The organism is Pseudomonas sp. CM25, assembly GCF_013179705.1.
Lineage (GTDB): Bacteria > Pseudomonadota > Gammaproteobacteria > Pseudomonadales > Pseudomonadaceae > Aquipseudomonas.
On record NZ_JABMCW010000740.1, the window covers coordinates 1 to 506 of the forward strand.

Sequence of the window (506 nt, forward strand, 5' to 3'; positions counted from 1 at the left end):
ACCTTCGCTTCGTTCTTCAGCTTCTCGACCAGTTCGGCCACCGACTTGACCTTGATACCCGCGCTGCGGGCAGCCGGGGCTTCAACCTTCAGGGTCTTGTTGGTGGAGGCGAGGGAAACGCCCAGATCGTCAGGTTTGACGGTCTCCAGCGGCTTCTTCTTGGCCTTCATGATGTTCGGCAGCGACGCATAGCGTGGCTCGTTCAGGCGCAGGTCGGTGGTGACGATGGCGGGCAGGTTCAAAGCCACGGTCTGCAGGCCGCCGTCGATTTCACGGGTGACGTTCAGCTTGTCGCCCGCCACTTCGACCTTGGAGGCGAAGGTGCCTTGGGCGAAGCCCGTCAGCGCCGCCAGCATCTGGCCGGTCTGGTTGTTGTCGCTGTCGATGGCCTGCTTGCCGAGGATGACCAGCTGCGGCTGCTCCTTGTCGACAACGGCTTTCAGCGCCTTGGCCACGGCCAGGGAGTTCAGTTCGTCAGCGGCTTCGACCAGGATGGCACGGTCGGC

Annotated in this window: 1 protein-coding gene; it reads right to left on the reverse strand. The window is 63.2% G+C overall.

The annotated features are described in order from the left end of the window. A partial coding sequence (locus HP546_RS31045; RefSeq protein ID WP_172233883.1) for an electron transfer flavoprotein subunit beta/FixA family protein occupies positions 1-506 on the reverse strand: 506 nt, incomplete at both ends.